At 70.3% G+C, this 24891-nt stretch carries 23 protein-coding genes and 1 pseudogene; 13 read left to right on the forward strand and 11 right to left on the reverse strand.

Annotated features, from left to right (window positions below; all coding sequences use genetic code 11):
- Positions 1-15 precede the first annotated feature (15 nt).
- Positions 16-846, forward strand: coding sequence for an SDR family oxidoreductase (locus tag ABD844_RS27460; protein WP_344883986.1), 831 nt, complete (start codon positions 16-18; stop codon positions 844-846).
- Here ABD844_RS27460 and ABD844_RS27465 read toward each other — a convergent pair.
- From ABD844_RS27465 to ABD844_RS27480, 4 genes are all read right to left on the reverse strand, one after another.
- Complete coding sequence (locus tag ABD844_RS27465) at positions 841-1515, reverse strand: phosphotransferase (protein ID WP_344883989.1); 675 nt, start codon at positions 1513-1515, stop codon at positions 841-843. The genes ABD844_RS27460 and ABD844_RS27465 overlap by 6 nt on opposite strands.
- A 10-nt stretch (positions 1516-1525) precedes the next feature.
- Positions 1526-2080, reverse strand: a complete 555-nt coding sequence (locus tag ABD844_RS27470) for a DUF305 domain-containing protein (protein WP_344883992.1) — start codon at positions 2078-2080, stop codon at positions 1526-1528.
- A 70-nt stretch (positions 2081-2150) separates the two neighbouring features.
- Entirely contained in the window at positions 2151-2993 is an 843-nt protein-coding gene (locus tag ABD844_RS27475; RefSeq protein WP_344883995.1) for a DUF1996 domain-containing protein, read from the reverse strand.
- A gap of 26 nt (positions 2994-3019) precedes the next feature.
- Positions 3020-4747: a galactose-binding domain-containing protein gene (locus ABD844_RS27480; RefSeq protein ID WP_344883997.1), complete on the reverse strand. Its 1728-nt coding sequence runs from the start codon at positions 4745-4747 to the stop codon at positions 3020-3022.
- 310 nt (positions 4748-5057) lie between these two features.
- Here ABD844_RS27480 and ABD844_RS27485 point away from each other — a divergent pair, with 310 nt between their 5' ends.
- Together ABD844_RS27485 and ABD844_RS27490 are read left to right on the forward strand one after the other, a co-directional pair.
- Entirely contained in the window at positions 5058-6065 is a 1008-nt protein-coding gene (locus ABD844_RS27485; RefSeq protein ID WP_344884000.1) for a LacI family DNA-binding transcriptional regulator, read from the forward strand.
- Positions 6066-6208: 143 nt separating this feature from the next.
- Complete coding sequence (locus ABD844_RS27490; RefSeq protein WP_344884003.1) at positions 6209-7363, forward strand: RtcB family protein; 1155 nt, start codon at positions 6209-6211, stop codon at positions 7361-7363.
- Between the two features lie 60 nt (positions 7364-7423).
- Here the strand turns inward: ABD844_RS27490 and ABD844_RS27495 are convergent, their stop codons facing one another.
- Positions 7424-8209: an SDR family NAD(P)-dependent oxidoreductase gene (locus ABD844_RS27495; RefSeq protein ID WP_344884006.1), complete on the reverse strand. Its 786-nt coding sequence runs from the start codon at positions 8207-8209 to the stop codon at positions 7424-7426.
- A 32-nt stretch (positions 8210-8241) separates the two neighbouring features.
- Positions 8242-9651, reverse strand: a complete 1410-nt coding sequence (locus ABD844_RS27500; RefSeq protein ID WP_344884009.1) for a DHA2 family efflux MFS transporter permease subunit — start codon at positions 9649-9651, stop codon at positions 8242-8244.
- A gap of 78 nt (positions 9652-9729) precedes the next feature.
- Here ABD844_RS27500 and ABD844_RS27505 point away from each other — a divergent pair, with 78 nt between their 5' ends.
- From ABD844_RS27505 to ABD844_RS27515, 3 genes are all read left to right on the forward strand, one after another.
- Positions 9730-10359, forward strand: a complete 630-nt coding sequence (locus tag ABD844_RS27505) for a TetR/AcrR family transcriptional regulator (RefSeq protein ID WP_344884012.1) — start codon at positions 9730-9732, stop codon at positions 10357-10359.
- A 71-nt stretch (positions 10360-10430) separates the two neighbouring features.
- Positions 10431-10685 (forward strand): hypothetical protein, encoded by a 255-nt coding sequence (locus tag ABD844_RS27510; protein WP_344884015.1) that lies wholly within the window; start codon positions 10431-10433, stop codon positions 10683-10685.
- 46 nt (positions 10686-10731) lie between these two features.
- Positions 10732-11139, forward strand: coding sequence for a hypothetical protein (locus ABD844_RS27515; protein WP_344884018.1), 408 nt, complete (start codon positions 10732-10734; stop codon positions 11137-11139).
- A gap of 253 nt (positions 11140-11392) precedes the next feature.
- Here ABD844_RS27515 and ABD844_RS27520 read toward each other — a convergent pair whose 3' ends face one another.
- Genes ABD844_RS27520 through ABD844_RS27530 form a run of 3 tightly spaced genes read right to left on the reverse strand, consistent with a single transcriptional unit; the run spans position 11393 to position 14804 of the window.
- A complete protein-coding gene (locus tag ABD844_RS27520; RefSeq protein WP_344884021.1) occupies positions 11393-12133 on the reverse strand; it encodes a succinate dehydrogenase/fumarate reductase iron-sulfur subunit in 741 nt (246 codons plus the stop codon).
- Positions 12130-14052, reverse strand: a complete 1923-nt coding sequence (locus tag ABD844_RS27525) for a fumarate reductase/succinate dehydrogenase flavoprotein subunit (RefSeq protein ID WP_344884024.1) — start codon at positions 14050-14052, stop codon at positions 12130-12132. Before ABD844_RS27525 ends, ABD844_RS27520 begins: the two co-directional genes overlap by 4 nt.
- Positions 14049-14804, reverse strand: coding sequence for a succinate dehydrogenase cytochrome b subunit (locus ABD844_RS27530; protein WP_344884026.1), 756 nt, complete (start codon positions 14802-14804; stop codon positions 14049-14051). The genes ABD844_RS27525 and ABD844_RS27530 overlap by 4 nt, the downstream gene beginning before the upstream one ends.
- Positions 14805-14937: 133 nt before the next feature.
- Here ABD844_RS27530 and ABD844_RS27535 point away from each other — a divergent pair, with 133 nt between their 5' ends.
- The 7 genes from ABD844_RS27535 to ABD844_RS27565 all read left to right on the forward strand — a co-directional run bounded on the left by ABD844_RS27535 (position 14938) and on the right by ABD844_RS27565 (position 22334).
- Complete coding sequence (locus ABD844_RS27535) at positions 14938-15867, forward strand: LysR family transcriptional regulator (protein ID WP_344884028.1); 930 nt, start codon at positions 14938-14940, stop codon at positions 15865-15867.
- Positions 15868-15897: 30 nt separating this feature from the next.
- A complete protein-coding gene (locus tag ABD844_RS27540; protein ID WP_344884031.1) occupies positions 15898-17031 on the forward strand; it encodes a PP2C family protein-serine/threonine phosphatase in 1134 nt (377 codons plus the stop codon).
- Positions 17028-18230, forward strand: a complete 1203-nt coding sequence (locus tag ABD844_RS27545; RefSeq protein WP_344884034.1) for a sensor histidine kinase — start codon at positions 17028-17030, stop codon at positions 18228-18230. Before ABD844_RS27540 ends, ABD844_RS27545 begins: the two co-directional genes overlap by 4 nt.
- Positions 18227-18676, forward strand: a complete 450-nt coding sequence (locus tag ABD844_RS27550; RefSeq protein ID WP_344884038.1) for a response regulator — start codon at positions 18227-18229, stop codon at positions 18674-18676. The genes ABD844_RS27545 and ABD844_RS27550 overlap by 4 nt, the downstream gene beginning before the upstream one ends.
- Positions 18677-18870: 194 nt before the next feature.
- Positions 18871-19659, forward strand: coding sequence for a hypothetical protein (locus tag ABD844_RS27555; RefSeq protein WP_344884042.1), 789 nt, complete (start codon positions 18871-18873; stop codon positions 19657-19659).
- Positions 19660-19671: 12 nt separating this feature from the next.
- Complete coding sequence (locus tag ABD844_RS27560; protein WP_344884045.1) at positions 19672-21576, forward strand: fumarate reductase/succinate dehydrogenase flavoprotein subunit; 1905 nt, start codon at positions 19672-19674, stop codon at positions 21574-21576.
- Positions 21573-22334: a succinate dehydrogenase/fumarate reductase iron-sulfur subunit gene (locus ABD844_RS27565; protein WP_344884048.1), complete on the forward strand. Its 762-nt coding sequence runs from the start codon at positions 21573-21575 to the stop codon at positions 22332-22334. The genes ABD844_RS27560 and ABD844_RS27565 overlap by 4 nt, the downstream gene beginning before the upstream one ends.
- A 56-nt stretch (positions 22335-22390) precedes the next feature.
- Here ABD844_RS27565 and ABD844_RS27570 read toward each other — a convergent pair whose 3' ends face one another.
- Both ABD844_RS27570 and ABD844_RS27575 read right to left on the reverse strand, forming a co-directional pair.
- Positions 22391-23689, reverse strand: coding sequence for a hypothetical protein (locus ABD844_RS27570; RefSeq protein ID WP_344884051.1), 1299 nt, complete (start codon positions 23687-23689; stop codon positions 22391-22393).
- A 155-nt stretch (positions 23690-23844) separates the two neighbouring features.
- A pseudogene (locus tag ABD844_RS27575) lies at positions 23845-24891 on the reverse strand (hypothetical protein); the annotation flags it as partial.

Consider the following 24891-nt stretch of genomic DNA (forward strand, 5'->3'; position numbering starts at 1 on the left):
TGCCTGAGCCGGGGCATGACTGGCCAGGTGATCCTCGTCCTCGGTGCCACCGGTTCCACCGGCCGTCGGGTGGCCGAGCTGCTGCGGGCCGGTGGCCGTCCCGTGCGCGCGGCCTCCAGGAGCGGCCGGACCAGGTTCGACTGGTCCGACCCCGCCACCTGGGAGGCGGCCGTGTCCGGCGCGAAGGCCCTCTACCTCATGGCGCCCGACGGGACGCCGGTCGATCCCGCGTTCGTGTCGCTGGCCGTGCGCGGCGGCGTCGAGCGCATCGTGCTGCTGTCGAGCGGGGCCATCGAGGCGATGGGCGACGAGCGCCTGCAGGCGGCCGAGTGCACGGTCCGCGGCAGCGGGGCCGCGTGGACGATCCTGCGGCCGAGCTGGTTCGACCAGAACTTCGACGAGGGCTTCTTCCAACCGGCCATCATGGCGGGCGAGCTGCTGGTGCCGGTCGGCGACGTGGGCCAGGGGTTCGTGGACGCCGGTGACATCGCGGCCGTCGCCGCCGCGGCCCTGACCTCGGACGGTCTCGAAGGGCGCTCGTACGAGCTGACGGGGCCGCGTTCGCTGCCGTTCGGCGAGGCCGTGGAGATCATCGGCCGGAGGATCGGGCGCGAGGTGCGTTACCTGGGCGGCGACGAGGACTACATCGCGGCCAACGGCTTCTCCGACGAGTCGATCCGGGCGGCCAAGGCGTTCGCCGCCCTGCGCGCGCTGGGCGACCAGCCGGTCTCGGAGGCGGTGCGCCGGGTGACGGGCCGCCCGCCGAAGTCGTTCGAGACGTACGTCGAGGAGGCCGCGGCCAGCGGCGCCTGGCGCTCGGAGAACCACCGCACCAGAAGATCATGACAGGGCCGGACGCAGCCGCCGCACCAGCGCGACCGCCTCGTCCAGCAGCCCCACTTCCCGTTCGCTGAGCGCGGGGTCGGCCGCCCGGCGGGCCCTGGCCTGGTCGAGCGGCTCGCCCAGGTCGAGATCGGTGCCGAGCGCCCCGAGCAGCGCGGCGAGCACCGACCCGGCCCCCTCCCCGAAGCCGAACTCCGGGTCCACGGCCGCCTGCGCGAGGATCACCGCCGAGAGGGCGCAGTCGAGCGCGGGCGGCCCCTCCCCCGCGTTGCTCCAGTCGATCACCATCGGTCCATCCGGCGTCAGCATCACGTTGTCCGGATGCAGGTCGAGGTGGAGGATCCGGTCGCGCGGATCGCCGGACTCCCTGGCCGGGATCGTGTGCAGCCGCCGCAGCAGCCGCGCGAGGACCTCGCCCGCCTCCTCGGGCGCGATCTCGCCGTCGACCAGGGCCCGGACCATGGTCGGCCCCGGCAGCCGCCGCATCACCAGGTCGGTGGCGGTGCTCTCCCCCGGGTAGACCTCGGGGACGGGATAGCCGTGCCCGGCCACGTACGCCATGACCGCCGTCTCCCGCCGGGCGTCGATCGCGACCCGGTAGCGGCGCAGCACGCGGCCGTCGCCGATCGCGTAGACGTCGGCGCTGCGCCCGGCCCCCAGCAACTCGCTCATGGCCCCCAGCCTAGGGCGCGGTGATCTGCTGGAGCTGGGCCAGCTCGGCCGCATGGGTACGGGACATCGCGCCCGCCAGCTCCCGCACCTCGGCCGCCCCGCCCGAGCCGCGCTCCCCGTTGGCGATCAGCACGAGCTGTTCCAGGTAGGACCGCGTCAGCTCCGTGAACCGCCGGTCGAAGGCGTCGTCCCGCAGCCCGGTCACCTGCTCCAGGTCCTGCGCCGTGGGCATGCCCGGCATGTCGTGCCCGGCGTGCGGGTTCTCCCCGCCGCCCCCGGCCCGTACGAGCAGGGTGCGCAGCCGTTCGCGTCCCGCCTCGTGCGCCTCGCCCAGCCGACCCGCCAGCTCGGCCAGCGACCGGCTGCCCGCCCGCTCGGACGCCAGCTCCAGCAGCGGCTGCGTACGCGTGTGCAGCGCCTCGGCGAGCTGCAGCCAGGCCACGTCGGTCGTGTTGAAAGGCGTGCCGGTCACCTGTGGGGAGGGCACGGGCTCCCGCGCGGCCGAGCACCCGATCGGGGCCAGGACCAGCGCCAACACCAGCACCAGACGCCGCAGCACGGTCACGACCTCCCAGGCGGGAGTCCGGGCGGGCGAACCCGCCCGGACACAGAAACAGGAACGGAACAGCAGACGGCTACGACGGACGTCCGTCGGCGCCGCACTTGATGATCGGACGGATGCAGTCACGCACCCGGCGCTCCATCTCCGCCGCCGGCCAGGCGTTGAAGAAGTCACCGTGCATCGTGAACCCGCCGCCCGACGCCAGCCGGAAGTGCGCGGGGTCACCGCTCACCGGATAGCGGATCACCTGCCGCAGCTTCGGCACCGGTACGGGATGCGTGCTGGGGCACTCGCCCGCCACCGGATAGGCCATGTGACTCTTGTGGTCGGCCGAGTCCAGATCGCGCCCGTTCCAGCACTGCGGGAAGTCCAGGTACGACTCCAGCATCGTCCCCGGCGGACAGTTGACGAAGTCCTTCGACGCCCCCACGTGCCCCGCGTGCAGGCACGACCATCGGGAGATCGTGGTGCTGTCCGGCCCGGTCGCCTTGGCGTTGCCCGCCACGATCCGCAGCCCCAGCGGCAGCGGCTGGGTCCTGGCGATGACGTCGTCACGGACGCCCTCGCCGAGGTAGTAGAACGTGACGATGGCCGGTTCCACGGGAGCGTCGTCCCGGTAGAGGGTCGGCACCCAGTACGACGACTTGTCCACGGCGGGGTTGCAGTTGGTGGCGCCGTTCAGCAGGTCGGAGAGCTGGGTGTGGGCGTTGGTGACACGGCTGCCGAAGAAGCTGTGCATGTGCGAGGCACCCGCCAGACCGGGGAAGACGATCGGGTCGTCGGGCAGCCGGTGGCTGAACGGGCAGTCGGCGAGGAACTCCGCGACCCGTACGGGCTCGGCCGTCGCCGGGCGCGGGGCCACGACGAACGTCGCGAGCAACACGGATAACAGGGCGAGCAGTCGTGAGATGAGCATGGCGGCTCCCTTCGTTCCTTTGGTGATCATTGGTAGACGCGTACGTAGTCGACGAGCATCCGGGACGGGAACGGCGTGGCGGCGTTCGGCGGCCCCGGCCAGTCACCGCCGACGGCGAGGTTGAGGATGATGTAGAACGGGTGGTCGAAGATCCACGGGCCCCGGGTCTGCTCGACCTGGTCCTTGCTGATGGTGAACACCGTCCGCCCGTCGAGCGTGTAGACGATGCCCTTGCTGTCCCAGTTGGCGGCCCAGACGTGGAAGTCGTCGGAGAAGTCGGCCCCGCTCGGCAGCGTGTAGGGCGACCCGACGCCCCCTCCGCCGTTGTAGGCGGGCGCGTGGACGGTCGAGTAGGACGTCTTCACGTCCTTGCCGAGGACCTCCATGATGTCGATCTCGCCGTTGTACGGCCACGGCCGCCCGGTCAGGAAGTCCGCGCCCATCATCCAGAACGCCGGCCACAGCCCGTTGCCCTTGGGCACCTTGATCCGGGCCTCGACCCGGCCGTAGGTGAAGTGGAACTTCGTGCCGGTGTTCATCCTGGCCGAGGTGTACTGGCAGGTGGTGCTGCCGGTCAGCGGGTCGGTCGGGCAGGCGGAGCCCGGTGTGGCCTGCTTGCGGGCCTCCATGACCAGGTGTCCCTGGCCGTCCATGGAGGCGTTGTCGTGGTTGGTGTAGTACTCCAGCTCGTTGTTCGGCCCCGTGCCCGGGTCCGCGCGCCACTTGGCGGCGTCGGGCTTGCTGCCTGACGGGCTGTTGAACTCGTCGCTCCACACCAGGGCCGGCGGGTTGGCGGGGTCCTTGGGCGGGGCCGGGGGGTCGGTGGGGTTGCCGCCGGTGCCGTACACCTGGAACTCCCACAGGCTGTAGCCGTAGGCGCCGGCGCGCTGGGTGCCGTACATGCGGACGTATCTGCCCGTGCCGGTCACGTTCAGCGTCTGCTTGAACCCGGTGCCGGTGGTCGTGGTGTAGACGGTCGTCCAGGCGCTCGCGTCGTTCGACACCTGGATCTGGAACGACCTGGCGTAGGCCGGGTCCCACTGCAGGACGACCTTGCTGATCTGCGCGGTCGCGCCCAGGTCCACGTAGATCCAGCCGGGGTCCACCCAGCCGGTGGTGGAGCTGGTGGCCCATCGGCTGGCCGGGTCGAGGTCGAACGCCCTGGCCGGGGTGCACTCCCAGCAGTTCACGTCGTGCTGGGAGGTGGAGGCCACGCCGGGCTTGTTGTACGACAGCAGCCGCTCGCCGGGGTCGGGGCCGGTGGAGCCCGTGGTCCCGTAGACCTTGAACTCCCAGAGGCTGTAGCCCCACTGGGTGGCCCGCGCGGTGCCGTGGACGCGTACGTAGCGGCCGCTGCCGGAGACGGTCAGAGTCTGGGCGCCGCCGGCGGCGGTGGTCGTCGAGTGGAGGGTGGTCCAGGCGCCGCCGTCGGCTGATACCTGCACCTGGAAGGCGGTGGCGTACGCGGCCTCCCAGCTCAGCTCGACCTGGCTGATGGACGCGGTGGCGCCCAGGTCGACCTGGATCCACTGGGGGTCGGCGAAGGCGCTGGACCAGCGGGTGCCCGCGTCGCCGTCCACGGCGGCGGAGGCGGGGAAGACGATGCTCTCGGTGGAGGAGGCGGTGACCGGCTTGCCCTGGGAGAGGAGGGGGTCGGCGGCGCCGGCGGGCAGCGCCGACATCAGCGACAGGGTGATCATGAGGGCGATGAGCGTCGCCAGGCGGCGCACGCCTGGGCTGCGGGGTGGACTCACGACGTCTCCGTCAAACTGGGGGGATGGTTCGAGGGAGCGCTCCCTGAATGGGAGGGTGCTCGCGTCTCTAATCCCTGTCAAGGTCCGCGTTAACCCCTTAGAAACCTCTCCGACGCATGAGAGAGCGCTCTCTCACTCGACTCCGCGAACCTGATGACACCCCGCGACCAGCCACGATCCACACCCCACTCGCGGACCGCCCGAGGACCCATCCCCGCCCTGAGAAACACACGAAAAAGGCACGTCTTGACTCGCCCCGCCCCGCACCCGCACCCTTGCGAGGGAGCGCTCTCTCGCCGGAAGGAGTGAGGTGGCACCCAAGAGCGAGGCGAACCGCCCGACCCTCGAAGCCGTGGCCGCCCGTGCCGGCGTCTCCAAGTCCAGCGTCTCCCGGGTGATCAACGGCGCCTCGACCGTGGCCCCGTCGATCCGCGAGGTGGTGCTGCGGGCGGTCAGGGAGCTGGGCTACGTCCCCCACGCCGCCGCCCGCCACCTGGCCACCCGCCGTACCGACGCCGTCGCCCTCGTCGTCTCCGACCCGCCCAAGGGCCTCGTCTCCGACGACCCGATGTTCTCGGCCGTGGTCCGCCAGGCCAGCAGGAAACTGGAGGCGGCCGGGAAGCAGGTGGTGCTCATGCTGGCGGGCTCGGAGGAGAGCCGGGCCCGCGTGTCCCAGTACGTCGCGGCCGGCCACGTCGACGGCGTCATGCTCGTCTCCATGCACGGCGCCGACTCCCTGCCCGCCACGCTGGCCCGCAAGGGCCTCCCTGTCGTCTCGCTGGGCCGTACGAACCCGGCCGTCCCCCACGCCGAGAACGACAACCCCGGCGGCGCCGCCCTGGCCGTCCACCACCTGCTCGGGCAGGGCAGGCGCCGGATCGCCACGATCACGGGCCCGCTGGACATGATCGCCTCACAGGAACGCCTCACCGCATACACCGACGTTATGCGCGACACCGGCCACCGCTCGATCGTCGCCCTCGGCGACTTCACCCGCGTCTCCGGCGCCGACGCCATGCGCCAGCTCCTCCAGGACGACCCCCGCCTCGACGCCGTCTTCGCCGCCAACGACCTCATGGCCATCGGCGCCCTGCGCACCCTGCGCGAATCGGGCCGCAGGGTGCCGGACGACGTCGCGGTGATCGGCTTCGACGACATCGAGGCCGCCCGCTACACCAGCCCGGCCCTGACCACGATCCACAGCCCGATGACCGACTGGGCCACCGCCACCGTGGACCTCCTCCTGGGCCTGTTCGACGGCGGCCCGGACGCCCCCGTCCTCCTCCCGGCCAACCTGGTCGTCCGCGAGTCGGCCTGACGGCCGCCTCCTGCGGCTGCTCCCCCGCGTGGACGCCCGGACCGGCGCCGCGCTACGGCAGAACCCCATATTCGATAAAATGAGTGGGAATTCCTCGCCTGGTGTCGCCACACTGATCACGAACCAGTGAGGAGATTTCTTTCATGCCGAACCAGCCCGCACCGAACCTGCTGTCGTGGGCCAGCGAGATCGACGAAGGCGCGATCCTGCAGGCCGCACGCACCGCCCGCCTGCCGTTCGTCTCCGGCCACGTCGCTCTCATGCCCGACGCGCACGTCGGCATCGGTGCGACGGTCGGCTCGGTCATCCCCACCGAAAACGCGATCATCCCCGCCGCCGTCGGCGTGGACATCGGTTGCGGCATGGTGGCCACGGAGACGACGCTCACGGCGGCGGACCTGCCCGACACGCTCGCCGCCCTGATGCCGATGGTGGAGCACCGCATCCCCGCCGGTGTCGGCAAGGGCCACGACGACCCGTCGATCGACCGTACGCTCAGTGACCTCGGTCTTCCCCACACCGACCTCAACCCGAAGCAGAGCAGGAAGGTGGCCGAGCAGTTCGGCACCCTCGGCTCCGGCAACCACTTCGTCGAGGTCTGCCTCGACGAGCGTGACCACGTCTGGACGGTCCTGCACTCGGGTTCGCGCGGCATCGGCAACCAACTCGCCCAGATGCACATCACGGGCGCGAAGAAGCTGATGAGGAAGCAGGCCGTCGGCCTGGAGGACCCGGACCTGGCGTACCTGGTCCAGAGCACGCCGGAGTTCACCGCGTACATCGAGGACATGCTGTGGGCCCAGCACTACGCCATGGCTTCGCGGGCACGGATGGACAAGGTCCTGATCAACGCGCTGTTCAGGGTCGTCGGCCAGGGGCAGCGGGTCCGCACCATCAACTGTCACCACAACTTCACCCAGCAGGAGACCCACTACGGCAAGTCCCTCTGGATCACCCGCAAGGGGGCCATCAAGGCCGACACCGGCGACGAAGGCGTGATCCCTGGCTCGATGGGCACCCGCTCGTACATCGTGCGGGGTCGCGGGAACCCGGAGTCGTACCACTCCTGCTCGCACGGTGCGGGCCGCCGTATGTCGCGTACCAAGGCGAAGCGGGAGCTGTCCGTGGCGTCCCTGTCCGCGGCGATGAGCGGTCGCACCTGGAACGCGGACCGGGCCGCGGCCCTGGTGGACGAGCATCCTGACGCGTACAAGCCGATCGACCAGGTGATGGCGGACCAGAAGGATCTCGTCGAGGTCCAGCACACGCTCCGCCAGATCTTCAACTACAAGGGTTGAGGCACAGGTGCGTCCCGCCTCGGGAGGGCGGGACACACCTCGGTCCGGCCGGATCGGTCGCTAGATCGGTCCGGCCGTGGAGCCGATCACCGCGAGTGTGACCTCGTGCAGCTTCTCCGCCGCCCCCGGGTCGAAGGACGGCAGGTCAAGGCCGATGGGCCGGTGCCGCATGAACGCGGTGAGCGGCTCGGCCGGCGGGTCGTCGATGCGGGCGACGATGGGCTTGATGCCCTCCTCCACCGGCACCCCGTACCGTTTCAGCGCCTCGACGTGCATCGCCGTCGCCGCGTCGTACTCACCGGCCACACTGGTCGACACCCCACCCGGATGGATCAGCACATACCGGGTACGGTCGCCGTGCCGCGCCGCGAAGGCCACGCCCAGCAGGTCGTTCGCCTTCCCGGCCTGGAACTGCGCCCTCATGCCGTCGTAGCGGTGCTCCAGCATGAGGTCGTCCCAGTGGATCCGCCCGTCCGGCTGGCCAGGCCCCGACACGTTCACGATCGTCCGTGGCCCGTTCAGCCCATGACTGAGCAGAAAGCGGCTCAGGTAGTCGAGCGCGAACGTGCCCTCCAGCCCTTCCTTCGTCACGAACCGATGCGTACGGAAGTAGCGCGCGCACAACACCAGCGCGTCCACCACCGGGAAGCGGGTGTTGACCTCGTCGATCACCCGCCGGTTCTCGCTGATCAGGGACAGGTCGGCCTGGATGAACGTCGTTCCTGGCAACGCCTTGGCCGGGTCGCGTCCCACGACGGCGACCGTGTCACCGCGCTCCAGGTAGGTCCGGGCGAGCGCCCTGCCCATCCCGTCGGTCCCGCCGCTGATCACCAGTGTTCTCGTCATACGAGTCCCCTCTCCTGCATGGATTTCGATGGTCACGCGAACTCCTGCTCGCGTACTGGCGGCTCCGGGGCGCGGGTCCTTCCCGGCAGGAGCGGGACGAGGGCCAGGACGAGCAGGTTGGAGCCGACACTCAGCCAGAACACCCCGCGCAGCCCGCTCATCGCGTCGGCCGAGGTCTGGACGACGAGCGCCACGAGGGCCACCCCGAGCGCCGCGCCGAGCTGGTTCAGCATGTAGAGCACCGAACTGCCCTGGGCCACCATGGGCCCGGGGAGCGTACGGTAGAGCGAGCCCATCGTCGGGGCGCTGAAGCAGCCGCTGCCCAGCCCGAACGTGAGCGCCGCCAGGGCCGGCCACACCTCAGGCGTGCCGGGCCCGATCCGGGTCAGGGCGAACACGCTGGCGACCGCCACGACCGCGCCCGCGGCGGCCAGGCCGCGCGCGCCGAGCCGGTCGGAGAGGCGTCCGGCCAGCGGCATGGCGATGGCGCCGCCGAGGCCGAGCGGGGCCATGAGCAGCCCGGCCGCCAGCACGCCGTGACCGTGCGCCTGCTGGTAGTACAGGGGCAGCGCGAACAGCCCGGCGAACAGCCCCATCCCGCCGAGCCCCATGATCGTGACGCTCGCGCTGAATCCCCGGTTGCGGAACAACCGCAGATCGATCAGCGGCGACGGCGTACGGGCGTGGACGGCGTACCCGACGAGCAGCGCGACCCCCAGGGCCAGCGGCAGCACCACCTGCCACGCGCCGAACGTCCCCTGCTCGCCGGTCTGCGACAGCGCCAGCACGACGGCCGCGAAGCCCGGCCCGAGCAGCGCCAGCCCGACCACGTCCAGCCGCGAGGGACGCTCCTCGACCGGCTCGTCGGCGGGGATCACCCGTAGCGCGAGCACCAGCGCGACGACACCGACGGCCACGCTGATCAGGAACATCGCCCGCCAGCTCATGGCGCCGAGGATCGCGCCGCCCGCGATCGGCCCGAGCACCGGCCCCAGCGACAGCACCACGCCCATCAGCCCCATCACCCGCCCGGCCCGGCGCGGCCCGGCGGCGCGGGCGAGCAGGATCAGCACGAGCGGGTCGAGCAGCCCCGCCCCGAGCCCCTGCACCACCCGGAACGCGATCAGGCTGCCCACGTCCCAGGCCAGCCCGGCGGCCAGCGACCCGGCCAGGAACAGCACCAGACCGGCCACCCACAGGCGCTTGCCGCCGTACCGGTCGACGGCCCAGGTGGTGAACGGGATGGTGGCGGTCACGGCCAGCAGGAAGCCGGTGGCGGTCCAGCCGATCGTGCTCAGCGACGTGTCGAAGAGCTCGGCCAGCGTGTCGGTGGCGACGGCCGCCATGGTGCTGTTGAGGATGCCCAGCAGCCCGCCGAGCAGGACCACGACGATCGTGCCCACCAGCCGCCGGTCCAAGCGGTCATCCGCATCTGAACTCATGGGTTCAACTTAATTATCCAACGCGTTCGCCGCAACCTCATCGTCCATACGATTGAACCCGTGGGTACAATCACAGGTATGACCACCACCAGGGGACGGATCGACAAGCGGCAGGCCATCCTGGAAGGCGCGTTCACCGTTTTCGCGCGGGAGGGCTACGCGCAGTCGTGCGTGCAGGACATCGCCCGGGAGGCGGGCGTGGCCAAGCCGACGGTCTACAACCACATGACCGACAAGGCCACCCTCTTCCGGCACGCCATCGAGGCCGCCGCGCAGGCCGTGCTCGACGAGCGCGTCGCCGCCCTGGAGCCGCTCGCCGCCCCCGGCGACGACCTGTCCGTGACGCTGGAGGAGGTCGCCGGGGCCCTGCTCCGCCTGCACACCGACGGGCGTTCGTGCGCGCTGCGGCGGCTGCTCTACTCGGAGGTCACCCACTTCCCCGACATCCTCGACATCGTCAGGGAGAGCGGCCCCGACCGGCTCACCAAGGCCCTGGCCGACCGGCTGGCCCGGCTCGCGCTCGCCGGCCGCGTCCACACCACCGATCCCGATCTGGCGGCCGAGCAGTTCCTCGGCCTCCTGCTCGGCCCCCTGGAGGCGCGCACACAGATGGGCACCCGCTCGCTGGACGACTCCGACCTGCGGGAGCTGGCCCGCGCCGCCACGCGGACGTTCGTACGGGCCTGGGCCGAGCAGCCCGCACGGTAACCAACACGCATGGCGAATTGTGGAGACAATACCTCTTGTCGATGATAGGCAAGGGATATAGTCTGCCGCGTGTGGTGGAACGAGACGACTACGCGACCATCCGCGATCGGATCATCAGGCTCTCCCACCTCCACGGCCTGCGCTGCGACTGGGCGGAGACGACCAGGCGGCAACGCTTCCTCCTGCTGTGGGACACCGAGGGCCGGGTCGTGGCCCGCGCGATCGTCCCGCTCTACCCCAAGGAGACCCCCCACCTGGTCGACTCTCTCGAACGAGGGCTGGCACACGTGTTCGGCGACGACTGGCTTTCGGCGACGACCGGCTGACCGTCCCCGCCGTACGACCGGCAGAAAGACTGACTGGAGCACCCCGATGACCGCAGACCGCGTCGACGTCCACGTCACCATGGCCGGCAACCTCTGGCTGGCGCAGGTGGACGGCGTGGCCGGCGGCATGTCCGCCCGTACGCTGAAGGAGCTGCACGGGGACGTCGCCGAGGGGCTCCCGTTCCTGTTCGCCGATCGCGGCCGGCCGCCGTCGCCGGTCTTCCACTACACGCTGCCCGGCCTGTCCGAGCAGGACCTCGACGACTTCGCCGCCCTCCAGCGCCAGGCCGCCGCCATCGCCGAGGACTACACGCGCACGCTGAAGAAGCGGGTCAAGCACATGCACGAGCTGGGGCTGTCCGACGGCGACATCGGCGAGCTGCTGGGGCTGACCAAGCAGCGCATCCAGCAGATCCGCACGAACGCCAACGACAAGGCCCGCCAGAGCGGGTGACGGCCCCTCCCGGCGGGCCACCGTTCGGATCAGTCGCCGGAGTACAGGCGGCGCAGATCCACCAACTCCACGTCGCGACGCCCGCGCGCCACCTCCACCAGCTCGCCGGTGAACCCCGCGCGCGAAGAAGACAGAATGATAGTTACAACTATGATAGTTGTAACTATCATTCTGCGCAGGTGAGCGCGCCTCTGTAGTTACAGCGGCGTAGTCACACGACCGTGGTTACCGGGCACAAGGGCGGCGGGGCTGCCTACTTGGCGCTTGCCTTGAGGTAGTCGCCGTTCATCTGCGCGATCGAGTCCAGCGGGATCCCCTTCGGGCAGACCGCCGTGCACTCGCCCGTGTTCGTGCAGCCGCCGAAGCCCTCCGCGTCCATCTGGTCCACCATCGCCTTGGCGCGCGACAGCCGCTCGGGCTGCCCCTGCGGCAGGAGGCTCAGGTGGGTGATCTTGGCGGCGGTGAAGAGGGAGGCCGAGCCGTTCGGGCAGGCGGCCACGCAGGCGCCGCAACCGATGCAGGTGGCCGCGTCGAAGGCCGCGTCGGCGTCCTCCTTGCGCACCGGGACGCTGTGGGCGTCCGGGGCGGAGCCGGCCGGGACCGAGACGAAGCCGCCCGCCTGGATGATGCGGTCGAACGCGCTGCGGTCCACGACCAGGTCCTTGACGACCGGGAACGGGGCCGCGCGCCACGGCTCGATGGTGATCTCGGCGCCGTCCTCGAAGTGGCGCATGTGGAGCTGGCAGGTGGTCGTGGCGCGCTGCTCGCCGTGGGCGACGCCGTTGATGACCATGCCGCACATGCCGCAGATGCCCTCGCGGCAGTCGTGGTCGAAGGCGATCGGGTCGTCGCCCTCCAGGATGAGCCGCTCGTTGAGCACGTCCAGCATCTCCAGGAACGACATGTCCGGGGAGACGTCCTCCACCCGGTACGTCACCATGCGTCCCGCGTCCGAGGGGCCGCTCTGCCGCCAAACGCGCAGGGTCAGGTTCACTTGTAGCTCCGCTGGGTCATCTTCACGTACTCGTACTCGAGCGCTTCCTTGTGCAGGACGGGCCCGTCCTCGGCGTGCTCCCAGGCCGACACGTGCGCGAAGTGCTCGTCGTCGCGCAGGGCCTCGCCGTCGGCGTCCTGCGACTCGGCGCGGAAGTGGCCGCCGCAGGACTCCGTACGGACCAGGGCGTCCAGGCACATCAGCTCGGCCAGGTCGAAGAAGTCGGCGACGCGACCGGCCTTCTCCAGCACTTGGTTCAGCTCCTCCGCGGCGCCGCTCACCTTGACGTTCTGCCAGAACTCCGCGCGCAGCTCGGGGATGCGCTCCAGCGCCTTGCGCAGCGACTCCTCGGTGCGCTCCATGCCGCAGTAGTCCCACATGAGCTTGCCCAGCTCGCGGTGGAAGGAGTCGGGCGTGCGGGTGCCGTTCACGGCCAGCAGCCGGTCGATCCTGGTGCGGACCTTGATCTCGGCCTCGGCCACGGCCTCCTCGTCCACCTCTCCGAACGGGCCGGCGGCCAGGTAGTCGCCGAGGGTGGTCGGCAGCACGAAGTACCCGTCGGCCAGGCCCTGCATGAGCGCCGACGCGCCGAGGCGGTTGGCGCCGTGGTCGGAGAAGTTGGCCTCCCCGATGACGAACAGGCCGGGGATCGTGGACTGCAGGTCGTAGTCGACCCACAGCCCGCCCATCGTGTAGTGGACGGCCGGGTAGATGCGCATCGGCACGTCGTACGGGTTCTCACCGGTGATGCGCTCGTACATCTCGAAGAGGTTGCCGTACTTCTTCTCGACGGCGTCGCGGCCGAGGCGGTTGATGGCGTCCCGGAAGTCGAGGTACACGCCGAGCCCGCCGGGGCCGACGCCGCGGCCCTCGTCGCAGACGTTCTTGGCGGCGCGCGAGGCGATGTCGCGCGGCACCAGGTTGCCGAAGGCCGGGTAGATGCGCTCCAGGTAGTAGTCGCGCTCCTCCTCCGGGATGTCCCCGGGGGCGCGCTCGTCGTCCTTGCGCAGCGGCACCCACACGCGGCCGTCGTTGCGCAGCGACTCGGACATGAGCGTGAGCTTCGACTGGTACTCGCCCGACACGGGGATGCAGGTCGGGTGGATCTGCGTGTAGCAGGGGTTGGCGAAGTACGCCCCCCGCTCGTGCGCCCGCCAGATGGCGGTGGTGTTGCAGCCCTTGGCGTTCGTGGACAGGAAGAACACGTTCCCGTAGCCGCCGGTGGCCAGCACCACGGCGTCGGCCAGGTGGCGCTCGATCTCGCCGGTCACCATGTCGCGCACGATGATGCCGCGCGCCCGCCCGTCGGCGACGATCAGGTCGAGCATCTCGTGCCGGGTGTGCATCGTGACCGTCCCGGCCGCGATCTGCCGCTCCAGCGCCTGGTACGCCCCCAGCAGGAGCTGCTGCCCCGTCTGGCCGCGGGCGTAGAACGTACGGGAGACCTGGGCCCCGCCGAAGGAGCGGGTGTCGAGCAGGCCGCCGTACTCGCGGGCGAACGGCACGCCCTGCGCCACGGCCTGGTCGATGATGTTCACCGAGACCTGGGCCAGGCGGTAGACGTTCGACTCACGGGCGCGGAAGTCGCCGCCCTTCACGGTGTCGTAGAAGAGGCGGTAGATGCTGTCGCCGTCGCCGCGGTAGTTCTTGGCGGCGTTGATGCCGCCCTGCGCGGCGATGGAGTGGGCGCGGCGCGGCGAGTCCTGGTAGCAGAACGACGTCACGTTGTAGCCCAGCTCGCCCAGCGTGGCCGCGGCCGAGCCGCCCGCCAGGCCGGTGCCGACCACGATCACGTGGAGCTTGCGCTTGTTGGCCGGGTTGACCAGCTTGGCACCGAACTTGCGCTTCTCCCACCGCTCCTGGACGGGTCCCTCGGGAGCCTTGGTGTCGCGCAGCTCAGGGCCTTCGGTGTACTTCACTTCACAACTCCGAACGTGATCGCGAGGGGCGGAGCCAGGAATCCGATCACCAGGACCGCGGAGAGCAGCCCGGCCGTCACGCGAAGGACCCGGTAGCGGTTGCGGTTGGCCCAGCCCAGCGTCTGGATGGCGCTCCAGACGCCGTGGCGCAGGTGCAGCCCGACCATGACGACGGCCACGACGTAGATCAGCGTCACCCACCACCGGGACGGGTCGAAGCCTTCGACCATCCGGTCGGCGGGGGCGGAGTTGAAGCCCTCGGGGTTCACGACGCCGAAGGTCAGGTCGAGGAGGTGCCAGATCACGAAGAGCGCGATCGTGACGCCGCCCCACCGCATGATGTGCGTGGTGTAACCGCTCGCCTGCGACTTCTTGGCGACGTACTTGACCGGCCTGGCCTTGCCCGCGCGGCGGGACAGCGAGATCGCGGCCCACATGTGCAGGACGACGGCCGCGACGAGGCCGATCTCCAGGATCGTCAGGACCGAGCGGTAGGGCGCGATCGGCTCCAGGAGCGTACGCAGCGCGTGGGCGTACTCGTTGAAGGACTCGCGGCCAAAGAAGATCTTCAGGTTGCCCAGCATGTGCAGGACGAGGAAGAGCACCATCACGGCGCCCGTGACGGCCATGACGACTTTCTTGCCGTTCGACGAGGTCAGGAACCCACCTGGCCTCTTGCGGGCTGGAGACTTCTTGGGGGTGCTATCGGTGACGGGCGCTGTGGCGGCGCCCCGCTCTATCGTGGCAGTCACGTCTTCACACGCTAGGTACCCAGCGATGATCCGTCCAAGTCATGACAGGAGTGGTTTCGATAGCTTGCGGCTATGATGTGGGTCGGTAGGGGTTTATCGGGACCTTACGCGGTGGCGGTGCGAGGAATATCACATGCAGTTCCAGCAGCTCGCGTACTTCGTCGCGGTGGCGGAGTCCCGCCACTTCACGCAGGCGGCCGAGCGGATGCGGGTCGCGCAGCCGTCGCTCAGCAAGCAGATCAAGGCGCTGGAGGAGGACCTCGGCGCGCGGCTGTTCTCGCGGGCGCGCGGCAACGTCACGCTCACGGCCGCCGGTGAGGCGCTGCTCCCGCTGGCCCGCCGCATCCTGGCCGACGCCGACACCGCCAGGCAGGAGGTGGCCCAGCTCGCCGGGCTGCGCCGCGGGCGGGTGCGCCTGGGGGCCACGCCCTCGCTCTGCTCGGGCCTGCTGGCCGACGTGCTGGCCCGTTTCCACCGCTCGTACCCGGGGATCGAGCTGCTGGTGGAGGAGGGCGGGTCGCGCGACCTGATCAGGGCGCTGGCCCGGGGGCAGCTCGATCTGTCGCTGATCATCATGCCGTTGCAGAGCGACGACCCCTCGCTGGTGACCGAGGAGGTCCTGCGCGAGAACCTCGTCGTCGTCTCCCCCTCCCACACCCAGGTCAAGGGCCCCTACCTGCGCATCGAAGACCTGCGGGGCCGGCCGATGGTGATGTTCAGGCGCGGCTACGACCTGCGGGAGGCGACGCTGGCGGCCTGCCGGCAGGCCGGGTTCGAGCCGCGCTTCGCGGTGCAGGGCGGGGAGATGGACGCGGTGCTGCGGTTCGTGGAGGCGGGGCTGGGGGTGGCCGTGGTGCCGTCGATGGTGCTCGACGGCCGGCCGGGGCTGCTGGGCACACCGCTCGCGCCGCCCGGCCTCAGCCGTACGATCGCGCTGGCCCACCGCAAGGACGTCGACCCGCCCAGGGCCGCGCAGGCGTTCAGGGAGACGCTGTTGTCCTTCGTCGTCGAGGCCGGGCACGAGGGCACGCTTCCACAAGGGGTGGAACTCATCGCAGAATGAGCGAAAGCTCCGACTCCCCGATGAGGTGTCTTGACGGCAAATCTCTCGGAAACGCTGACGCTGCTGCTCGTGGAGGACGACGACGGCGACGCCTTCCTCGTCGAAGAGCTGCTCAAGCAGGCCATGGCGCCGCCCAGGATCTTCCGGGCGCGGAGCCTGCACGAGGCCAGGTCGAAGCTGACCCCCGAGATCCAGTGCGTGCTCGTGGACCTGTCCCTGCCCGACGCCGCCCGGCTGGAGGCGCTGGACGAGGTGCTGGCGCTGGCGCCGCACACGGCCGTGCTGGTGCTCACCGGGCTCAGGGACATGCACATGGGCGTCTCCGCCGTGCAGTCGGGGGCGCAGGACTACCTGGTCAAAGGCGACGTGGACGCGCGGCTGCTGGCCAGGTCCATCAGGTACGCGATGGAGCGCAAGCGCGCCGACGTGGCCCAGCTCAAGCTCGTCCAGGCCGAGCTGACGGCCAAGGAGAACGCCCGGCTGGAGCGCGCCCTGTTACCCGGCCCGCTGCTGCGTACGGCCTCGATCGAGCACGTGACCCGCTACCTGCCGGGCAGCGGCGGCACGCTGGCCGGCGACTTCTTCGACACCGTGCAGACCCCCGACGGCTCGGTGCACCTCGTGATCGGCGACGTGTGCGGCCACGGCCCCGACGAGGCCGCACTCGGCGTCGCGCTGCGCATCGGCTGGCGCACGCTGGTGCTGGCCGGCCAGACCGGCGACACGCTGCTGCGTACGCTCGACAGCCTGCTGCGGGCCGAGCGCAAGGATCCGGAGATCTTCACCACGCTGTGCCTGGCCACGATCACGCCCGACCTGACCCACGCCACGATGCGCCTGGTCGGCCACCCGCCGCCCGTACTGGTGCGCGGGAGCCGCGTCGACGTGGTGCCAGGCTCGCCGTCGGGCCCGCCGCTCGGGATCTTCCCCGACGCGGAGTGGTCGGTGCTGGACGTGCCGCTGGGCGAGGAGTGGTCGATGATGCTCTACACCGACGGTCTCATCGAGGCGACCGTGGGCGATCCGCACGAGTTCCTCGGCGTGGACGGCCTGGTCGCCCTGGTGCGCGCGCACGGCGCCATCGACCTCGACCGGCTCATCGGGCACGTCGGGGCGCTCAGCGACGACCTGGCCGTGGTCATGGTACGCAGGAGGAGAGCATGAGCATCCATCCGCTTCCCCCGCCGAAGGAGCCGACCGGGCTGGGCCGGCTGCCCGTCGCCCGCTGGTTCCTGCTGATCGGGGTGGTGGCCGGCGTCACCTTCGCCGCCGGGGTCGTGGTCGTCATGGCGATGATCGGCCAGGCCGCCGCCCTGGCCCCGACCTCCGAGGAGGCCGCGCAGATCAGCCGGCTGACCCAGGCGCTGGTCGTGCTGTTCGCGCTGCTGATGGCCTGCGGGGCCGGGCTGGCCGTCATCGTGCGCTACGCCGTGCTCAAGCCCGTCGAGCAGCTCGCCGGGCAGGTGCGCGCGGTCGCCGCCGGAGACTTCGACCGCGAGCTGCACGTGGACCGCCCGGCCGAGCTGGCCGAGCTGTCCAGCCACATCGACTCCATGCGCGCCCGGATCCTGTCGGCCTGGCGCACGGCCACCGACCAGGCCGAGGAACTGCGCAGGTCGAACGGGGAGCTGGAGCAGTTCGCGTACGTGGCCAGCCACGACCTCCAGGAGCCGCTGCGCAAGGTCGCCAGCTTCACCCAGATGCTGGAGCAGCGCTACGGCTCCGAGCTCGACGGGCGGGCCAGGCAGTACATCCACTACGCGGTCGACGGCGCCAAGCGCATGCAGTTGCTCATCAACGACCTGCTCGACTTCTCCAGGGTCGGCCGGATCACCGGCGAGCGGGCCGTCACCGACTCGGGCGCGGCGCTGGACCGGGCGCTGGAGAACCTCTCGGCCACGATCGAGGACACCGGGGCCACCGTCACCCGCGACGAGCTGCCCCGGGTCGACGGCAACGCCCTGCAGCTCACCCAGCTCTTCCAGAACCTGGTCGAGAACGCGCTGAAGTTCCGCTCCGAGGAGCCCCCGCGCGTCCACGTCGGGGCCCGGCGGGAGGGCGGCATGTGGGAGTTCAGTTGCTCCGACAACGGCATCGGGGTGGAGCCCAAGTACGCCGACCGCATCTTCCTGATCTTCCAGCGGCTCCACCCCCGCGACGTCTACCCGGGGACCGGCATCGGACTGGCCCTGTGCCGGAAGATCGTCGAGTATCACGGCGGGCAGCTATGGCTCGACGGGCAACCTGCGGGCAACACTGCGCGCACCACTGGGCGCACCACTGGGCGCACCACTGGGCGCACCACTGGGGGCCATGGCGCCACGTTCCGGTGGACCCTACCGGCGGCGGGAGACGCACGATGAACGGATGGCGCCCGATCGAGGTGCTCCTGGTGGAGGACGACCAGGGGGATATCCTGCTCACGAAGGAGGCGTTCGACTTCAACAAGGTCCGCAACCGGCTCAGCGTGGTCAACGACGGCGAGCAGGCGATGGCGTTCCTGCGTCGCGAGGGGGGCTACTCCGACGCGCCGCGCCCCGACCTGATTTTGCTCGACCTCAACCTGCCCAGGATGAGCGGCATGGAGGTGCTGCAGGAGGTGAAGGCCGACGCGGTGCTGCGCACGATCCCCGTGGTGATCCTGACGACCTCCGAGGCGGAGGAGGACATTCTGCACAGCTACCGGCTGCACGCCAACGCCTATGTTGCGAAGCCGGTGGATTTTGAGCAATTTATCCGGGTTGTCCGTCAAATAGATGATTTTTTTGTGACCGTGGTGAAGTTACCCGCCCAGGGGTACAGCCTCTGACGCACGTACGTGACAGGAATCACAGCCGGTCATCGAAAAAGTGAGTGACCCCGCTCACAAATGTCGATCCTGTCGTCGTAACGTATCCCCCACCAATGCGCGCCCGAGCGGGATCCCCGCAGTGTGAGCGCGCCCAGCGAAACGAACCACGGACCCCCTGCGCGACGGGTCCGCGGGAGGTGGAGAGGTCCGCGATGACCCAAATGACGCCCGACGCTCCGGTCCGACGGCAGCGTGCGCAGGTCAAGGTGCGCACGTTGCGCACGGACAGATGGTGGCTGGTCCCGCTCTTTACGTTCCTGGGGCTCAGCTCCTTCCTGGTCTACGGTGTATGGGCGATCATCGACACGAGCATCTTCGTTGATCCCTACATCGCCCCGTTCGCCTCACCCTGTCTGGCCGAGGCGACGTGTCCTGAAGGGGCGCGGCTGTTCGGCTGGGCGCCGATCGGCGACTGGTACACCTTGTCGCCCGGGCTGCTGATCCTGGCCCTGCCCGGCGGTTTCCGGCTGACCTGCTATTACTACCGCAAGTCGTACTACCGCTCGTTCTGGCTGTCACCGCCGGCGTGCGCCGTGCAGGAGCCGCACGGCAAGTACACCGGTGAGCGGCGCTTCCCGCTGATCATCCAGAACGTCCACCGGTACTTCTTCTACGCGGCCATCGTCATCGGCATCGTCCTGGCCTATGACGCCATCCTGGCGCTCGTGCACAAGCCGCTGGGGCTGGGAAGCTGGATCCTGATCGCCAACGCCGTCCTCATCAACGCCTACACGCTGTCGTGCCACTCCTGCAGGCACATCACCGCGGGCAGGCTCAACCACTTCTCCCGTCACCCGCTGCGCTACCGGGCCTGGACGTTCGTCTCCAAGCTCAACGCCAAGCACCAACCCCTCGCGTGGGCCTCGATGTTCTCCGTCATGGGCGCCGACCTGTACGTCCGCCTGGTGGCCAAGGGCATCATCGCCTTCCCGTACGCGTAAGGACAGCCTTCAGTGGAAAACACGCACAACACAGAGCGACACGAGTACGACGTCGTGGTCATCGGCGCGGGCGGCGCCGGCCTGCGCGCCGCGATCGAGGCCCGCCAACAGGGCAAGAGGACGGCCATCGTCTGCAAGTCGCTGTTCGGCAAGGCGCACACGGTCATGGCCGAGGGCGGCGCGGCCGCCGCGATGGGCAACGTCAACCCCGACGACAACTGGATGGTGCACTTCCGCGACACCATGCGGGGCGGCAAGTTCCTCAACAACTGGCGCATGGCCGAGCTGCACGCCAAGGAGGCTCCCGACCGGGTCTGGGAGCTCGAGGCGTGGGGCGCCCTGTTCGACCGCACCAAAGACGGCAAGATCAGCCAGCGGAACTTCGGCGGGCACGAGTACCCACGGCTCGCACACGTGGGCGACCGTACCGGGCTGGAGCTCATCCGCACGCTGCAGCAGCGGGTTGTCGCGCTCCAGCAGGAGGACTACGAGACCTACGGCGACTACGAGGCCTACATCAAGGTCTTCGCCGAGTGCACGATCACGCGCCTGCTCAAGGACGGCGACGCGATCTCCGGGGCGTTCGGCTACTGGCGCGAGTCGGGGAGCTTCGTGCTCTTCGACGCCCCCGCCGTGGTCCTCGCCACCGGCGGCATCGGCAAGTCGTACGTCGTCACGTCCAACTCCTGGGAGTACACCGGCGACGGCCACGCCCTGGCCCTGCTCGCCGGCGCGAACCTGATCAACATGGAGTTCATCCAGTTCCACCCCACCGGGATGGTCTGGCCGCCGTCCGTGCGCGGCATCCTCGTCACCGAGTCCGTACGGGGCGACGGCGGCGTGCTGCGCAACTCCGAGGGCCGGCGCTTCATGTTCGACTACATCCCCGACGTCTTCAAGGACAAGTACGCCACCACCGAGGAAGAGGGCGACCGCTGGTACACCGACCAGGCCAACAACCGGCGCCCGCCGGAGCTGCTGCCCCGTGACGAAGTGGCCCGCGCGATCAACGCCGAGGTGAAGGCCGGTCGCGGATCGCCCCAGGGCGGCGTCTTCCTCGACGTCTCCACCCGGCTGCCGGCCGAGGAGATCAAGAAGCGGCTGCCGTCGATGCACCACCAGTTCAAGGAGCTGGCCGACGTCGACATCACCGCCGAGCCCATGCAGGTGGGCCCGACCTGCCACTACATCATGGGCGGCGTCGAGGTCGACGCCGACAGCGGCGCGGCGGCCGTACCGGGGCTGTTCGCGGCCGGCGAGGTGTCGGGCGGCATGCACGGGTCCAACCGGCTGGGCGGCAACTCGCTGTCCGACCTGCTGGTGTTCGGCCGCCGGGCGGGCGCGGGCGCGGCGTCGTACGTGGACGGCCTGGCCGAGCGGCCCAAGGTCGCGCCCGAGCAGGTGGAGGCGGCCAGGGAGGAGGCGCTGGCGCCCCTGGGCCGCGGCGGCGACAACCCGTACGAGGTCCACCACGAGCTCCAGCGCACGATGAACGACCTGGTCGGCATCATCCGCAAGGCCGAGGAGGTCTCCGAGGCCCTGGGGGTCGTGGAGAAGCTCAGGGAGCGCGTGCGCATGGTCGGGGCGGCCGGCTCACGCATCTACAACCCGGGCTGGCACCTCGCGATCGACCTGCGCAACATGGTGCTGGTGTCGGAGTGCGTGGCACGGGCCGCGCTCATGCGCGAGGAGAGCCGGGGCGGGCACACCCGCGACGACTTCCCGGGGATGAACCCGGAGTGGCGCCGCGAGCTGCTCGTCTGCTCCACCGAGGACGGCTCCACGGTCAAGGTCGAGGTCCAGCGGCAGACCCCCATGCGCGACGACCTCATCACCCTGTTCGACCGGGACGAGCTGAAGAAGTACCTCACCGACGAAGAGATGACCGAGTTCGACGGGATAGCGAAGCAGTCATGAGCTACAAGGCAAAATTCAAGGTCTGGCGCGGTGAGGGCGGCGAGGGCAGGCTCGAGGACTTCACCGTCGAGGTGAACGAGGGCGAGGTCGTCCTCGACATCATCCACCGCCTCCAGGCCACGCAGGCGCCCGACCTGGCCGTCCGGTGGAACTGCAAGGCGGGCAAGTGCGGCTCGTGCAGCGTGGAGATCAACGGCAAGCCGCGACTCGGCTGCATGACCCGGATGTCCACCTTCGAGGAGGACGAGACCATCACGGTCACGCCGATGCGCACCTTCCCGGTCATCAAGGACCTCGTGACCGACGTCACGTACAACTACCAGAAGGCCAGGGAGGTGCCCTCCTTCACGCCGCCGAGCGGCGTACGGCCCGGCGAGTACCGGATGAAGCAGGTCGACGTCGAGCGCTCGCAGGAGTTCCGCAAGTGCATCGAGTGCTTCATGTGCAACAACGTCTGCCACGTGATCCGCGACCACGAGGAGAACAAGACCAACTTCTCCGGTCCGCGCTTCCTCATGCGGATCGCCGAGTTGGACATGCACCCGTACGACGTGGCCGACCGGCAGGAGGCGGCCCAGCAGCAGCACGGCCTCGGCTACTGCAACATCACCAAGTGCTGCACCGAGGTCTGCCCCGAGCACATCAAGATCACTGACAACGCGCTGATCCCGATGAAGGAGCGCGTGGTGGACCGCAAGTACGACCCGCTGGTGTGGCTGGGCAACAAGATCTTCAGGCGCGGCGCTGACAACAAGTAGGCGGCGCGGCGAAAGGGGCTGGAATCTCCGGGATTCCAGCCCCTTCGCCGTTCAGCTCACTTCTTCTTCCTGCCGAAGAGCCTGCGCTTGGGGTCGGGCAGCTCCTTGGTGTGCCCTGCCTCGTCTGCCGACTCAGCTTGTCCTGTCGGCTCTGCGGGCCCTTGAACGCCACTCGCCGCCTCCAGGCCCTGCGGCTGCCCGTCCTGCTCGGACAAGGGCGGCAGCGGCTGGACGGCCGTCACGTCCCCGTCGGCCGGCAGGTACGGCGGCGGGTCGTAGCTCATCGCCGGGTCGAACAACGAGCCGGGCTGCTGGTGCTGCCACGGCTCCGAGTCGCCCTGCTCGGCGGCGGAGACCGGGCCCAGCGGCTGGTCACGGTCGGGGTCGTACGGGCTCGCCCCGCCCGGTGGGATGTCCGAGGGCGGCGGCGCGGGCGGGACCAGCGGCTCGAACGGGTCACGCTCGCGGGACCTCGGCGGCTCGCTGTAGGAGTCGAACTCGTCCGGGTGCAGCACCACGGGCTCCGGCGGGGCGTTCGCCGGGCCGGGCGGCTCCATGTAGCCCTGCGACGGGTACGGGTGGTTCGGGTCGAGGTAGCCGTACTGGGGCGGGGCCGGCGGGTAGGTCTGCACCGGCACGAAGCTGATGATGGGCGCGTACGCCGTGCCACCCGGGTATCCGGGGGCCGCGAAGCCCGCCGTCGCGTAGCCAGGACCCGCCGGGTAGCCGCCGGCCGGGGGCACGTCGGGCCGGGGCATCTGCGGGCCGGCCCTGCGTACGGCCGCCGCGTGGGCCATCCGGCGCAGCCGTCCCTCGAAGATGAGCACGGCGAAGAGCACGAGCAGCACCAGCACCAGCGCCGGGATGCTGAGGTTCTGCGTCAGCGTGCGCTGGTCGAACTCCGGCGCGGCGTTACGCAGCTCGAGCGGCACCTCCTCGGTGGAGGCGGCCTGCGTCTGGCTCGGGAGCGGGCTGGAGGCCGCCCCCGTCGTCGGGGCGATCGCCGGCATCTCGACGGACGCCTCGGGCGTGGGCGTGGTGGAGATGACCGGGGGAACCTCGGCGCTCGGGATCGGCGCCGGGTTCTGCGGGGTGGTCTCCGGGATGGGAGCCGGAGGGGAGGAGGTGGTCTTCTTCGGGGTCGGGGTCTTGCTCGCCTTGGTGGGAGTCGCGGTGACGGTCTTGGTGACCGTCGTCTCCGGCGCCTCGTCTCCGGCGTCGTCCGTGGGGGGTGGCGAGCCTAAGGTGGTGGTGACCGTGACGGTCGTCTCGGGCGTGAGTTCACACTGCTCGCCGACGTCACAGGGCTCGACCGGCGAGCGGAACGCCGCCGCGGAAGCGCTGGCACTCTGCACGACGAATGGTGTAGCCCCGGCGCCGGCCAAGCCGACCGCCAGGACGATCGCGGACACGGCTGTCGCTCGTGTGCGTGCCACCGGTACCCTCCGCGCAGTCCCGGAACCATGGTCAAAGGAATACTAGCCGGGTAAAAGTAACAGTAAAGACGAAACTACAACACCTTTCGCCGGTTTCGGCCCCGTTGTACCGTGACAACCGCCCAGAGAGCCGCCATCAACAGTCCGATACCCCCGGCGGCCATGGGCAACCCCAGCGGGCCGTCGATCGGGCTGGTCCATCCGGCGGGGCGCACGGGCTTGGCCGCCGCGGCGATGTCCCACGGCAACGGCGCCTCACCTTCGGCGGCACCGGCCTGGAACGAGATGGCGGGCGCGGGCTGCCCGGACGCGCCGGGCACCGCCGGCGGCGCGGCCCCGGAGAACTGCGACATCCCACCGACCCCGGCCGGCGGCGCCCCAGCGGCACCTGCACCGGTATCGGCCTGTGGTGCCGCGCCTGCTATGGGGGGCAGCGGCATGACCTCCGGCAACTCCAGCGCGGCCGCGGAACCGTCGGACAGCGCCCCTGCATCGGCGGCCGGCGCCCCCCTGCCGGTGGACCGTGCCTCCGAACCCGTGGACCGGGCCTCCGAAGTGAACCGCCCCTCTGCGCCTGTGGACCGCATCTCTGCCCCGGCACCGGCGGCCTCCGTTTTCGCGGCGGCTCCGCCCTTCGTGCCGGTGGCCCCGGCGGGCTGCCCGCCGGTGGCGTGCTCCGCGGGGCCCAGGCGCCGGGCGTGGCCGGTGAACGTGGTCGTCTCGGGGATGCCCGGCTCCCGCACCCGCAGGGCGGCCGTCCGGCTCATGGTCGTCAGCCCGCCGCCCTCGGCGCCCCGCAGCCGGGCCACCGCCGCGACCACCACCTCCTTGGCCCCTTCAGGAGCCCTGAGTGTGACGTCCACGGCCCGCGAGCCGGTGACCTTCCCCAGGGCGCACACCCGCGCTCCTGGCATGCCGGTGCCCATCAGGGCCGAGTCTCCGCGCATCGCCAGCGCCCGCGAGGCGAGTGTCCCCGCCGCGACCACCCCTGACGCTCCGGTCACCGGAATCCCCGTTCCGGCGAGCGCGGAAGCCGCCTGGGAGGCTCCCCCTTCGGCGGCCGCCACGCCGGGAACCGCCGCCGCACGGTCCGCCCCGCCGATCGCCGCGCCGGCCGCGCC

It is taken from the genome of Nonomuraea antimicrobica, from assembly GCF_039536965.1.
In the GTDB taxonomy this organism is placed as follows: Bacteria; Actinomycetota; Actinomycetes; order Streptosporangiales; family Streptosporangiaceae; genus Nonomuraea; species Nonomuraea antimicrobica.